Source organism: Candidatus Omnitrophota bacterium (assembly GCA_028716165.1).
Taxonomy (GTDB): Bacteria; Omnitrophota; Gorgyraeia; order JABMRG01; family JABMRG01; genus JAQUQI01.
Map to the genome: position 1 here is coordinate 1 of JAQUQI010000004.1, position 13,260 is coordinate 13,260.

The following is a 13,260-nucleotide window of genomic DNA, read 5'->3' on the forward strand; positions in this document are numbered from 1 at the left end:
AGAGTGTTCTCATGCTTTAGCAACAAGCAAAGCTGCGAACGGATAATTTATGCTATTTTTACACACTTAAACAACCAATGGAAGGTTAAGCCCTTAAAAGAATTTACAGAATTTTGTTGACGTAACCTGCCTTTAAAATCCAGTAGTAATAAATCTTTTTTTATATTATAATCTTTCAAGTGATTAAATAAATTGTTTTTATGACCCTATCTAATAATTGAGGTAAACAGGATGCCGCTTTTAGTCAAAGGCAGGGTTTTTCCTACCATAACACGCATGGCTCTTCCGATGTTAGCCGGAACGTTTGCCATGAACGCGTATCATTTGGTTGATACGTGGTTTGTGTCACGGTTAGGTACTAATGCCTTGGCGGCAATGTCATTTACGTTTCCGGTTGTCATGCTTCTTGGTTTTATCATGCGCGGGTTGGGAACAGGCGCCATGACAGTAGTGGCCCATGCTTTGGGCAGGGGGAAGCAAAAGACTGCCGCTCGTATTACGACACACGCGGCTTTTTTATCGTCAAGCGTAGCGCTGGCTTTAACAGCAGCCGGGCTTTTGACGATCAAGCCTGTTTTTATGCGTTTAGGCGCGGAAGGGGATGTCTTTGCGCTGGCACAGCAGTATATGTCAATTTGGTATTACGGATTGCTTTTCAGGGTCTTACACATGATGTTCGCCGATATAATTATCGGTACCGGCCACACTAAGGCAGTAAGCTTTCTTATGGTTTTTGGCACCGTGCTGAATTTTATCCTTGACCCTGTTATGATTTTCGGATTATGCGGATTCCCGAGGATGGGGATAAGCGGGGCGGCGCTTGCCACGGTAATTTCCGAGACTATCATATTAATCGCGGCATTTATATTTATCCATAAAAGGTATCACTTAATTCTTTTTGTTTCTCATTCGTTTGGCCGCGTTGCCGCCTCTTGGCGCAGGATTCTAAATATCGGTGTTCCTACGACTTTAAGTTATCTCCTGGTTCCGTTGTCCGCAATGATTGTTATCAAGATAATCTCCGGATTCGGCGAGGCCGCGGTTGCCGCTGTAGGGGTCGCGAGCCGTATTGAGATGTTCGCGTTTATGATTCCTATGACGGTGGGAATGTCGCTGGTCCCATTTATCGCCCAAAATTACGGGGCCGGGCGTTTTGACCGGATAAGGTCTGCACGTAAGGGGTCAATGTTTTTTGCGCTTAGTTTCGGATTTATTATTGCGATAGTTTTTTTGGTTATCGCGCGGCCCCTGGGCAAATTGTTTTCTTCCGATTCCGAAGTAATTAATGTCCTGGTCCGCTATATCAATATTACCTGTTTTGGTTATGGTTTCCTGGAAGTGCATCGCTATGCCACTTTTTGTTTTACCGGGATACATAAACCGCTTTTTGCAGCTTCTTTAACCGCAATCCGCGTGGTTTTTTTGATGATACCCTTAGTGTATTTCGGCGCGAAATTCCTTGGAATTTATGGCATTTTCTTGGGCAGGCTTCTAACTGATATGCTGTCTGCCGCTATAGGTTTTCTATGGACAGGCGCGATTATTAAGAAAGCCGCCGATAATAGTTCACCCATAGGGCATATTTAAAATCCCGCCCGGGCTTGAAACGAATGAGGCCCGGTAAATTTTCATGGGGACATTATTTTTGGAATACAGCTGATTATGATTGAGCTTGTTTTATAATTATGGTATTTTATTTAAGAAAGCAGGGAAAGGATATATGAAAAATAAGGTTGTTAATTATTTAAATAAAGATATCTGGCGTATCAGGTTGAGAGACCTTCCGAAAAAAAGCTCATTTCTTATAAGAAATCTAAGGGTTGTTCTTTTATCGCTGCGCGGTTTTAACGAAGACAAATGTTCACTTCGCGCTTCAGCCCTGACGTTTTATAGCCTTTTGTCCATTGTGCCCGTATTCGCGATGATTTTTGGCATAGCCAAAGGATTCGGCCTTGATAAGATCCTTGAGAAGCATCTGATGGAAAAAATACCCGTGCAGAATGATGTCCTCCTTAATATTGTTAATTTTTCTCATTCCCTGCTTGAGAATACCAAAGGAGGAGTTATCGCTGGCGTAGGCGTCGCGCTCCTGTTCTGGGCAGTTATCAAAGTGTTGGGTAATATTGAACAATCTTTTAACGATATTTGGGGTATAAAAAATATGCGCAGTTTTATGCGCAGGTTTACCGATTATCTCTCGGTGGTATTGATTTGCCCCATATTGCTGATTATAGCAAGTAGCGCCACTGTTTTTATCAGCACCCAGGCAAGGATGGTGACCCAAAACATATCTTTGCTGGGGGCAATAGCCCCTTTGATAAATTTTGTACTTGGATTTTTACCATATACAGTCATTTGGGTTGTATTTACTTTTATATATATTTTTATTCCAAACACAAAAGTCAATCTCAAATCCGGTATTCTCGCGGGCATAGTCGCCGGTACCGTGTATCAGGTTATGCAATGGATATACGTTTATTTTCAGGTAGGCGTAGCTAAATATAATGCTATATATGGAAGCTTTGCCGCTTTACCCTTGTTTTTGGTGTGGTTACAGTTAAGCTGGAGGATCGTGTTATTAGGCGCTGAAGTTTCTTTTGCGCATCAGAATGTAGATACCTATGAATTTGAGCCGGACTGCCTAAACGTCAGCCGAGCGCTGAAGAACCAACTCGCGTTGAGGATAGTAAATCTGATTAGCAAAAATTTTGCTTCAGGCGAAAAACCCCTTACCGCGCAAAAGATATCTAATATATTAGGTATTCCCGTAAGGCTGGCGCGTGATATATTGTATGAATTAGCCATGGCCGGAGTATTGATTGCTGTCGCGGAAAATTCAAACAGGACGCCCGCCTATCAGCCGGCAATTGATATACATTTACTCACTATTCAGTATGTTGTTGCCAAGCTTGAGCAATACGGGACCGATTCTATACCTGCCATAGAGACAAAAGAGTTAGAGAAAATTAGAAACAGCTTGGAAGGTTTCAATAAGATCATTGAAAAATCGCAGGCAAATTTACTTTTGAAGGATGTATAATTTTTTTTGCGCAATAGTTTTGTTTTATTGACAGTTGCGCTTTTTTTAAGAATTTTTTAAATCATAAACAAACAGTCCAACATAACAGAAAGGGGGCATTACCATGAAGTTGGTAAAGATTATTCTCGCTGTTATTCTTCCTCCTGTGGCGGCATTCATGCAGGTAGGGGTAAGTACCCATTTTTGGGTTAACATTGTCTTGACGCTGTTGTTTGCCATACCCGGCGTTATTCACGCTCTGTGGCTCGTCTTGACCGATAAGAAAGCTTAAAAGCGCAGAGGCGTATTAACATAAAACATTTCTAATAAGGGAATAATATTCCTTATAAGTTTTGTTTTTTTAAACATAAATACCATAAGATCTGATAGGTATTAAAACTTATGGAGTTGTGTCTATTAGCACGGATAGCAGTGTTTTTAGGCCGCGCAAGCAGGTTTTGAAATGGGCAATTCTATGGTTTGGCATGTCTATATTGTTAAATGCCACGATGAAACCCTTTACACGGGCGTTACTAATAGCCTTCCCCGCCGCATAAATGCTTACAATAAAGGAAGCGGTTGCAGGTATACGAAATATCGCCGGCCGGTAAAGCTTATCCATTCCGAGATATATCCTACCAGGTCTCAAGCCCAAAAGAGAGAATACCACATTAAGAGCCTTAAAAGAGCGGATAAGCTGATATTGTGCGGATGGGCTAATTGATCCGGGACAGCGGGTCTTTAAAGCTATTAAAATTCTACCCAGATTTAAATTTTTTTAACCCCCCCCAATCCGATTTTTACGCGTGTAAAAGGCGTTTTCATGCAAACATATGCCCGCGTAAAGATTGTTCGCGTTAAAAAATTATACTTCAATGAGGCCATTGATGGTGATATAATAAAAAACATATAAGTTCTACTGTTTCGTAGAAGAACATAGTCTACATGTGTTTATCGGTATCTTTAAATGGAGGCACGCGCGTCGTGAATAGATATATTAAAATTGCCGCGGCAATATTTTTTAGTTTATTTATATTATTTGTTGTCATATCGGGCGCTGTTTATGTATTTATCAGAAACTTTGACATTGCCAGGTACAGGCCTCAAATAATTAAAATGGCCGGAGAAGCTCTTAACAGGACGGTTGACTTTAAGGATATTGAGCTTAAGATATCATGGGCCCGGGGTTTAAGGCTTCGCCTAAATGATTTTGCTGTGGGAGATGACCCTGCTTTTGGCACGGGAGATTTTATTTTCGCGAAAGAAATAAACGCGGGCGTTGATTTAATATCCAGTATAAAGAAACGAAATATTGCCGCTTCAGATATTGCCGTCAGTTCTCTTACGGTAAATATCATACGAGATAAAAACGGCCTTTTAAACGTCCAGACAATAGGTAATAAGGCCGCGGATGCCTCGGTGTTACCCGCAAGCCATAAATTTTCTGGCTCCTCCAAACCCGCTTTAGCAGCATTTTTTATTCATTCCATCAAGGTTTTTGACGCGGCTGTTTATTTTTCCGACAATTCAGCGTCTCCCGCGGCAGATATTTCCGTATCAAAGATCAATCTGGAAGTCGGCGGGTTTTCGCTGTCCAGGCCTTTTGATATACTGCTTAACGCGGCTGTATTGTCATCAGAGGCAAATCTGTATTTGCAGGGCAGGGTAGACCCTGATATGTTAAAGAATCAGGCCAGATTAAACGGTATTAAGGTTTCAATTGACCTGGGTCAGATTTCATTGGAAAAATTAAAAAACTTCCCATCGCTTAAAGATATGCCTCTGCCGGATTCTCTTAATGGCGAGTTAAAGATTTTGGTAAAAAATGCTGTTTTAAGCGATAAAGGGATAGGCGATATAGATATGGATTTGTCTTTGGCTGATGGCGGCATATCAATAACACGACCTTCTTCAGGCATGCGCATAATGTCAAAAAAAATAAACGCAGACGCCAAAAACATCTCTTTTAATAGGCCTTTTGATTTTAATATCTCGTTTGCGTATGAAGGCAATGAGACCAATATTTCGCTAAACGGCAGTCTTCTGATGGATGCCGCGAATAAGAGTATCCGTATGAACCAAGCGGCGCTCTGGGCCGATCTTTCTAAGATAAGCCTTGAGCGTATAAAAACTTTGCCGGTTTTGTCAAAAACAACCCATTTCCCAGACGCCTTAAGCGGTCAATTAAGTGCTCGGGTAAAAGACATGCTTTTGACAAATGAAGGTTTGAAGGCCCTTAACGCGGACATAAGCCTTAAAAACGGAGCAGTAAGCATGAAAGAAATAGCTCCGGGCATATCGTTTACCGCCTCTCTTATTGATTGCGAGATAAAGGATCTTAAGCTGGATTCCATGTTTGATTTTAATATAGGGCTGGCTTATTTGAGTAGTTCGCCCAATATCAAAATTAAGGGCAGGTCCGGGTTCTTTTTGCAAGGCCAGGATATTAGGTTTGAAAATACGACAATTGAAGCCGACTTATCCGCTTTTTCAATAGACCGATTAAAGGCAAGCGCGCCGGTTTTTAAAAATGCCCGCTTGCCGGAGAGTGTCCGGGGGAATTTCTATGCTTTAGTAAAAGACATGTCAGCCGGCGCCAAAGGGTTGAATCGGCTGGTAAGCCACGGGCAGTTAAAAGAAGGTGAAGTTAAATTCAAAGAATTGCTCCTTCCCATAAAGAATATAGACGCGGAGTTTGACTTGACGGAAAATGATTTTACCATGGATAGCGCTCAAGCGGCCATCGGTAAAGGCAAGGCTTTTATGGGATTTAAGATGCAGGATTATGCAGGGGCTAAAAACTTCGCTTTTTCTGCCAGGCTTGATGGTATTGACCTGTCAGAGGCGTTAGACCAATCCCGTTTTGGAGTCAGGGTAGAGGGGCTGGTAAACGGCAATATCCGGATTAACGGCAGAGGCGAAGACTTAAGCTCATTTACCGGTAACGGCAAGCTGGAGGCTAAAGAAGCCAAGTTGGTAGACCTTAATGTTTTAAAAACGGTCCTGGATAAAATGTCGTTTTTGCCTAACGCGTATTCACAGATAGCGGATAATTTGCCTGAAAGATACAAAGCAATATTACAGGATAAGGATACGCAGATAAACAAGGCTTCCGCCGAACTTAAGATATCAGACGGCCTTATATTGTTTGACCCTGTTTTAATAGAAGCGGAGGAGTTTATATTTTCCGGCATGATCCGGTCGGGCTTTGATCAAAAATATTCGCTGGAAGGCAAGGTCGTTGTCCCGAATGAACTTTCAGGCGCGATGACACAATCAGCGCCTCTTATGCAATATCTGCTTAATCAGGATGGCAATATTAGTATCCCTGTTTATGTTACAGGCCAGGGGGCCGCCAAGCCTGTTATTTCTGTCACGCAAACAGCTTTTGATATAGGTAAGAATGCTTTGCTGTTAGAAGGGAAACGCCAGCTTGCCAAAGCTCTTAATAAAACGCTTGGTATTGAGGATAGCTCCTCTGAAAACACGGATGCTGATGCTGATACTGAATCTCAAAATGATGCCGCGATCCAAGAGGATACGGTTGATACATATCAAATTGTAAGCAGTATTTTTAGCAAGGTTTTTGAAAAATCTGATGAGGAATAATTATTTTTAGGCCTGCAAAAAGGAGGACATATGAATTCAACCGTATTGGCCATGCTGATAGGCCCATTTATGCTGGTGATAGGTTTGACTGTTTTATTGAACCAAAAGGCTTTATGGAATATCAGGGATGATTTATTCAAGAGTCCCGCTTTATTGTATATATCAGGGCTTATGATTTTTAGCGCCGGCACAGCTATAGTGGCTTTTCATAATATATGGGCGCCGGATTGGCGTTTAATAATTACGATTTTTGGATGGCTGATGTTTGCCAAGGGAGTTCTCTTCGTTGTTTTTCCTGATATTGCCGTTAAAATAGCCGGGTCATATCCTAAAAATGATAAGATGCTGATATTGTGCTGGATTATCATGCTGGCAATAGGTATTTTTCTCACCGCTAAGGGATATTACCCTTAAAAAATTCTGTTGTAATATTTAAAGAACCGACAGCCGTTATTTATAGCTTGGTCTTCTTAGCAGGTGACGCGGGTTGTGCCGCGTCCGGGCCCTCGTTTCAGCGCGTGGTTTTTATGCCGCAGATTGTACGTGTTTGTCAAAAATTTCCTTCAATTTTATGATTTTATCCTATCTCATATTATAGCTATTTGTTATAATAATACAGTAACGGCAACAAAAAAAACATGTAAACGTTTTTTTGGGGGGTATGATGCCAAAAACAAAGAGAGTACTGGCGGTAGATGATGATGTCAGCCTAATTAATATGCTGCGCGCTTATCTGCCGCAGGTATTAGAGATAGAACTTCTTGTTGCCCCGACAGGCGAGAACGCGCTGGAGATAATCCAGAGTAAAGAGCCCGATATTGTTTTGCTGGACATGCAGCTGCCGGGTATGCAGGGGCCTGAAGTATTGAGCTTTATCCGTGAAAGATACCCCAAGATGAAGGTTCTTGTTATCACAAGTTATGATAAACAGGTCAAGGGAGAGATGGCAAGGCTTGGTGTTGACGGTTTTTTCCCAAAGCCGGTTGTTTTGACTGAACTTGTTGACAGGATAAAAGATGTTTTATCGGCGAAAGATGTAACTTTGGTTAAACCGGTGTCTTTAGCCGATGTGCGTATGAAAGAAGACGTCGTCCCATTCGCGAAGATAATGTTCATTGAAAGTGAATTCTGCATGCCCTATTTACTGCCGATAGTTGAATCCGCGGATAGAGAAGGATACCCTATCAAGGGGTATGGTGATTATGAGTTTAAATGTGTCTATTGCCAGAAAGACGTGCAGGCTGTTCTTAAAAGCTTCAAACCGGATGTGGTTATATGCGCTACGGATGTTCCTGACAAGGAGCCGTTTACGGATAAAACCGCCCCGATGGCGGATACGATGTTGAATATTATGAAATCAAAATACGCTCCCAAGGCCATGATCGCGCATGGAAGCCAGCAGTCTATCGCATCTTTGGGTATAGCCGGAGCAGATATCCACCCTGGTATGTGGGTTGAAAAAGTGGACATGTTCGCTTATGATCCGGAAAAAGACAAAGAAAACGTTGAGAGGCTCAATAAAATGCTTTGGTCAGTATGTTTTAAACATAACCTGGTAAAAAAGGTGAAATAATATTATGGAAAATTATACACTACTGGTCGGCGGAAAAGAGATTGATACAGGAAATTACGAATATTATCCCTATGCCTGCAAAGCTATTTTTGATTTTAAGGCTGTAAGGACGGTAATCAAGGAGCTTAAAAGAGGCTCTATCCCGGAGAAAACAGATGAATATGTTTATGCGCGGTATTCTGTTGGAGATGAAAATATTTGTCAGGATGCCATAAAAGCGGCATATGAGGCAAGTAAAGTTTACAGACATTTTTCAATAGATAAAAGGCATAAGATAGCCGTTGATATACATGATTTACTTCTCAGGCATAAGAAACAAATCATAGAACTTTTTATTGTTGAAGGGCACCCGTTGAAGCTTGCTGAATGGGAATTTGAAGGTATGGCGAAAGGTTTTTCTGTTGAATCGTTAAATTTTTTTAAAGAAGAAATGAAAAGAAATATCGGGGTATCAGGAAATGAAAAATTATACCTTGTAAGAAGGCCAGATGGAGTAGTATGTCTTAGCCCTCCCAAAAATGCTCCGGCAAGCAATTCTTTTGTGGCCGCGGGCGCACTATTTTCCGGAAATACGATTATAGTCAAGCCGCCTTTTAGGACCCCCTTAGCTACGACATATGTTTGGAAAAATGTTGTGGATAAAGCTGCCAGGATGAATGGTGTTCCGCCGGGCACCGTTAATATCATCATAGGCAATTCCGACAGCTTTATGGATGAATGGCTTAAAAGCCGGGACGTCAATGACATTATACATTTTGGTATAAGCGATAAGGGTATTGAGATTGGCCAGAAAATATTTGCCGCGGGCAAAAAACCTATTTTGGAACTTTCGGGCAATGATTTGCTGTTTGTATGGAAAGACGCGGATATAAATCAAGCGGCCAAATCCTTGATGGACGCGTTTTTAGGGTCGACCCAGATATGTATGGTTCCCAAGAACGCGTTAATACACGAAGATATATTTGATTGTTTCTGCGATGAAATGGCAAAAAGGGCCAAGGCATTAAAAATAGGCCTTCCCGATGACCCTGAAACATGCTTATCGCCAGTTATAAAGATACCACAGTTTTTTGAGTTTCTGGAAGACGCTAAATCAAAAGGGGCGGTTGTTATTTGTGGCGGGCATCGCGTAAATTATAATGGAAAAGTTGATACGAATGGAATTTATCTGGAACCGACTTTGCTAAAGATTGATGATGAGCGCAAAGCCGTGGATATGCTTTGTGTTGTTGAGGAGAATTTTTTTCCACTTATACCGCTTGTAAAAATAACCGGTAATTCTGTCAAAAAGTTTCAAGGTTTGGATAAGGATGATGTCATTTTTTCAAAAATGGCTTGTTTTGCAGATTGCAATGCTTACGGGTTAAGGATATCCGCTTGGGTCAAGTCAAAAAAATTCATAGATAAATTTGCCAGCGAGATGATGAATTCAGGACTATTGAGAATAAATTCAAGGCACGTTGGTTTTTCATTCTACATTGCTACGCATGGCGGTACTAAAAAAAGCGGCGGGCCATTTGGAGAGATGAATTATATATGGGCAAAAACCAGCCATTTGCAAGGAATAAGTATAACAGACTGATCCCATGCCAAAGACATTAAGAGCTGATATTGTTATTGTTGGTTCCGGGGCCGGTGGTTCGGTCATCGCAAAGGAATTATCATCTCTTAACAAAAAAGTATATATTATAGAGAAAGGTGTCTTTCCAAGAAATGTAGGATCTGAATTATTTGCTTCCAAACTTTATGATAAGTGCGCATTGTTTAGCAGGAGCAAAGAAGGTGTATTGATCTATCGTGCTATTGCGGTTGGCGGAACTACAATAGTAAGTTGCGGCAATGGAGTGAGGGCTTTAGAAAAACAGCTTTATGACAGGGGGATAGATTTATCGAACGAGTATATAGAAGCTGAAAAAGACCTTGGTGTCATACCGAATCCTTTTATATCCAAAACATCGCGCAAGATATCGGAAGCTTCAAAGCTATTGGGTATCAATATGGTACCTATGCCAAAATTTTTTAAAAGTCGTAAGTGCACTTGTTGCGGCCGGTGCGTACTAGGGTGCAGGCCTGCTTCCAAATGGACGGCTTTAAATTGTGTTAAAGAAGCTTTGGCAAATAATGTAAGATTGATGGTTGGCTCCGAGGCTCGCAAAGTATTGATCCGTAGAGGCAGAGTTGTGGGTATTGTTGGAAGAAACAGGAGTGGTTTTTTTGTAATCAAAACAAACCTTGTGGTGTTATCCGCGGGTGCGGTAGGAACACCCATCATATTGCAGAATTCAGGTATAAAAGCAGGGCGTGGATTGTTCTGCGATCTTTTGAGTGTCACGTATGGTCTTTCAAGGGAATACAATCTTCTTAACGAGCCATCAATGTCTATTGTTACCGATATGGAGTTTTTTAATAAAAATAATTTTATATTATCACCTTTTTTGGATTCATTTTTAGTTTTGCTTACACTTTTTCCGAACAGGCGTATTTTGAGCGGTAATCGTATGAAGTGGTTAGAGAAAAAAATACGAGAAGAATCTTTTCACTATAGCGGCATTGATATAAGTTATTTTCCTAAACAATTAAGGAGAGGACGATTGGTAGGTATTATGACGAAAATAAAAGACGATAATAACGGTAGTGTTGATAAAAGCGGGCAGATACATAAGTTTCCGTCCGAAGAAGACATGCGACGATTAAAACGTGGAAGCCTTTTTGCCAATAATATTTTGTCTAAAATGGGAATTCAAAAAAATGATATGTTTACAACCCAAATCCGGGGTGCTCATCCCGGGGGAACAGCAGCGATAGGGAGTGTTGTTAATAACGACCTGGAGACGCGTATCAAGGGTTTGTTTGTATGCGATGCCAGCGTTTTTCCCGAATCAACAGGCCTGCCTCCAATACTTAGTATCGCAGCCCTCGCTAAAAGATTATCCAAAATTATTACAGAAAGAGTTTTGTAAATGAATTTTTATGCCTCATTATCCATTATTGCCAGTTTGTTCTTGCTTGCGCTGGGTATGTTTATTTTTGTGCAAGGGCTAAGGATGTATAAAGCGCATTATAAGGTAGCTTTTGCATGCGGTTGCTTATGCTGTTTTTTATGGTTATTTTTTGCAAGTATCATGTATATAACAGAGGATCTGTTGTTGGCATCAATATGCGGCAAGATAGCGCTATCTGGAGCAATATTTACCGCGATGACATTCCACCATTTTATTGTCCTGCTGTTAAACCGGCACGAAAGGCCTTTGGTAATTTTTACCTATTTATTAGGCGCAATATGTATTGCTTTAACATGGGCGCCCAATGGATTTATAAAAGGATATTACAGGTTTGATTGGGGATATTATCCTAGGTTTACATTTTTGAATATATTTTCAATATTGCTGTTTGCGATACTTTTTGCCCGGGGCGCTTTTTTGTCATATTATGGTTACCATGATAAATTAAAAAGTGGTTTTGTGAGTGAAGCTAACAGGATAAGGTATATATTTTGGGGATTTGTTGTAGGGCCCGTGGCCGGTATTGATTATCTGCCGGGATATGGATTTGATTTTTATCCCTTTGGGTTTTTGATAATGACCGCCTGGGTGAGCATAATATCCTACGCTATTTTAAGGCATAAGCTTATGGATATTGAAGTCATAATAAAGAAGACGCTTGTATTTGCCGGTTTGTTCGGTTTTGTTTTTGGAGTTATTGTAGTTGTCGCGATATTAACGCAGGAATTTATAGCGGCATTTTTGCCGCATTCCAGATTTTTGTCTCTGGCAATCAGCGCCGTTATTATAGTGTTACTGCATCAGCCTATATACGGTCTTTTAGTCAATTTGACCAATAAATATTTGTTTCAAAAAAAATATGACGCGCGAAAAATATTTCACGATTTTTCCAATGAGGCATTAACCATACTGAACCTGGACAGGCTTTGCAGGATCACAATTGAAACATTGGTCACGAACTTGTATTTAGAAAATTGCGCGATTTTCTTATTAAGCAGGGACGAAACATTTTATGAAATTTATGACTCTTCTGAAGGGAATAGGCGCGGATCTGTCCTTAAAAGAGACGGCTGCATAATTAATTATTTCAAGATTACACAGGCCCCCGTTATTTATAATAGCTACACCCGCGAATTACAGGCTTCTGATGAAATAAAGAAAGAGATGTTGAGTATACAGTCCCAACTTTGCATACCGCTTACCATACATAATGATATTGTAGGGGTTTTAAGCCTTGGCCCTAAAAAATCCGACCAGCCTTATACGTTTGATGATATTGACATATTGTCCACTTTGGCCAAGGCCTTGTCTATTGCCATAAGCAATGCCAGGCTTTTCGCGCAGGCCGCTCAATATGAAAAACTGGCTACCATAGGAACGCTTGCTTCCGGTATCAATCACGAGGTATGTAATCCGCTGAATAATATGAGTATGCGTATGCAGATATTTATGGCTGATCTGGAAAGAGGAGTGTATAAAGACAAAACGCAGGATGAAATACTTTCTGATGTCAAAGATGTATTGAATCGTTCAATAACCCAAATACATAAAGTGGCCGATATCACATGCAAGTTATCTGGTTTCGCCAAACCCACAAAGACAGTTTTATCTAAAAAGGTCAATGTCGCCCAAAGTGTCAATGCCGCCCTTGATATTCTTGGCCATAAACTGACGCTTGATAAGATAAAGACCAGTAAAAATATACCGGAGAACTTGCCGGATATTCTTGCCGATGAAGATCAAATGCAGCAGATATTTTTTAATCTTATACGAAATGCCGCGCAGGCGATAAAAGAAGAAGGAGAGATAGCAATAAACGCGAAAGAGGATTCCGGAAAAATCAAGGTAGAAGTTTCTGATACCGGATGCGGCATACCGGAAGATAAGATTAAAAAGATCTTTGAGCCTTTTTATACCACAAAATCGGATGGCAATGGTTACGGGCTTTCTATAGTCAGGGAGGTTGTGTGGAGAAACAAAGGTGAAATAAGAGTTGAAAGCAAAGTCGGCAAGGGGACTGTGTTTTATTTGGAATTTCCAAAAGCGTGAGGTGTCTC

Annotated in this window: 10 protein-coding genes; all 10 read left to right on the plus strand. The window is 40.8% G+C overall.

The features are described 5' to 3' along the window. The first annotated feature begins 231 nt into the window (after positions 1-231). Entirely contained in the window at positions 232-1,587 is a 1,356-nt protein-coding gene (locus PHV77_03185) for an MATE family efflux transporter (protein MDD5504302.1), read from the plus strand. A 133-nt stretch (positions 1,588-1,720) separates the two neighbouring features. Next, complete coding sequence (locus tag PHV77_03190) at positions 1,721-3,040, plus strand: YhjD/YihY/BrkB family envelope integrity protein (protein ID MDD5504303.1); 1,320 nt, start codon at positions 1,721-1,723, stop codon at positions 3,038-3,040. A 103-nt stretch (positions 3,041-3,143) separates the two neighbouring features. Further along, complete coding sequence (locus tag PHV77_03195) at positions 3,144-3,311, plus strand: YqaE/Pmp3 family membrane protein (protein ID MDD5504304.1); 168 nt, start codon at positions 3,144-3,146, stop codon at positions 3,309-3,311. 171 nt (positions 3,312-3,482) lie between these two features. Continuing rightward, the gene (locus PHV77_03200; GenBank protein ID MDD5504305.1) at positions 3,483-3,743 is read left to right on the plus strand and encodes a GIY-YIG nuclease family protein; all 261 of its coding nucleotides are present in this window, start codon (positions 3,483-3,485) and stop codon (positions 3,741-3,743) included. Positions 3,744-4,003: 260 nt separating this feature from the next. Then, positions 4,004-6,628: an AsmA-like C-terminal region-containing protein gene (locus PHV77_03205; GenBank protein MDD5504306.1), complete on the plus strand. Its 2,625-nt coding sequence runs from the start codon at positions 4,004-4,006 to the stop codon at positions 6,626-6,628. Positions 6,629-6,658: 30 nt separating this feature from the next. Further along, positions 6,659-7,042 carry a hypothetical protein gene (locus tag PHV77_03210; protein ID MDD5504307.1) on the plus strand — a complete coding sequence of 128 codons (384 nt, stop codon included), beginning with the start codon at positions 6,659-6,661 and terminating at the stop codon, positions 7,040-7,042. A gap of 250 nt (positions 7,043-7,292) precedes the next feature. After that, positions 7,293-8,201 (plus strand): response regulator, encoded by a 909-nt coding sequence (locus tag PHV77_03215; protein ID MDD5504308.1) that lies wholly within the window; start codon positions 7,293-7,295, stop codon positions 8,199-8,201. A gap of 4 nt (positions 8,202-8,205) precedes the next feature. Continuing rightward, positions 8,206-9,783 (plus strand): aldehyde dehydrogenase, encoded by a 1,578-nt coding sequence (locus tag PHV77_03220; protein ID MDD5504309.1) that lies wholly within the window; start codon positions 8,206-8,208, stop codon positions 9,781-9,783. A gap of 4 nt (positions 9,784-9,787) precedes the next feature. Continuing rightward, the gene (locus PHV77_03225; GenBank protein MDD5504310.1) at positions 9,788-11,161 is read left to right on the plus strand and encodes a GMC family oxidoreductase N-terminal domain-containing protein; all 1,374 of its coding nucleotides are present in this window, start codon (positions 9,788-9,790) and stop codon (positions 11,159-11,161) included. Next, entirely contained in the window at positions 11,162-13,252 is a 2,091-nt protein-coding gene (locus PHV77_03230; protein ID MDD5504311.1) for an ATP-binding protein, read from the plus strand. The last annotated feature ends 8 nt before the right edge of the window (positions 13,253-13,260 follow it).

Coding starts and splice junctions, on each gene's coding strand:
- PHV77_03185 (MDD5504302.1), top strand. CDS start 232: ATGCCGCTTTTAGTCAAAGGCAGGGTTTTTCCTACCATAACACGCATG.
- PHV77_03230 (MDD5504311.1), top strand. CDS start 11,162: ATGAATTTTTATGCCTCATTATCCATTATTGCCAGTTTGTTCTTGCTT.
- PHV77_03220 (MDD5504309.1), top strand. CDS start 8,206: ATGGAAAATTATACACTACTGGTCGGCGGAAAAGAGATTGATACAGGA.
- PHV77_03195 (MDD5504304.1), top strand. CDS start 3,144: ATGAAGTTGGTAAAGATTATTCTCGCTGTTATTCTTCCTCCTGTGGCG.
- PHV77_03200 (MDD5504305.1), top strand. CDS start 3,483: ATGGGCAATTCTATGGTTTGGCATGTCTATATTGTTAAATGCCACGAT.
- PHV77_03225 (MDD5504310.1), top strand. CDS start 9,788: ATGCCAAAGACATTAAGAGCTGATATTGTTATTGTTGGTTCCGGGGCC.
- PHV77_03190 (MDD5504303.1), top strand. CDS start 1,721: ATGAAAAATAAGGTTGTTAATTATTTAAATAAAGATATCTGGCGTATC.
- PHV77_03215 (MDD5504308.1), top strand. CDS start 7,293: ATGCCAAAAACAAAGAGAGTACTGGCGGTAGATGATGATGTCAGCCTA.
- PHV77_03210 (MDD5504307.1), top strand. CDS start 6,659: ATGAATTCAACCGTATTGGCCATGCTGATAGGCCCATTTATGCTGGTG.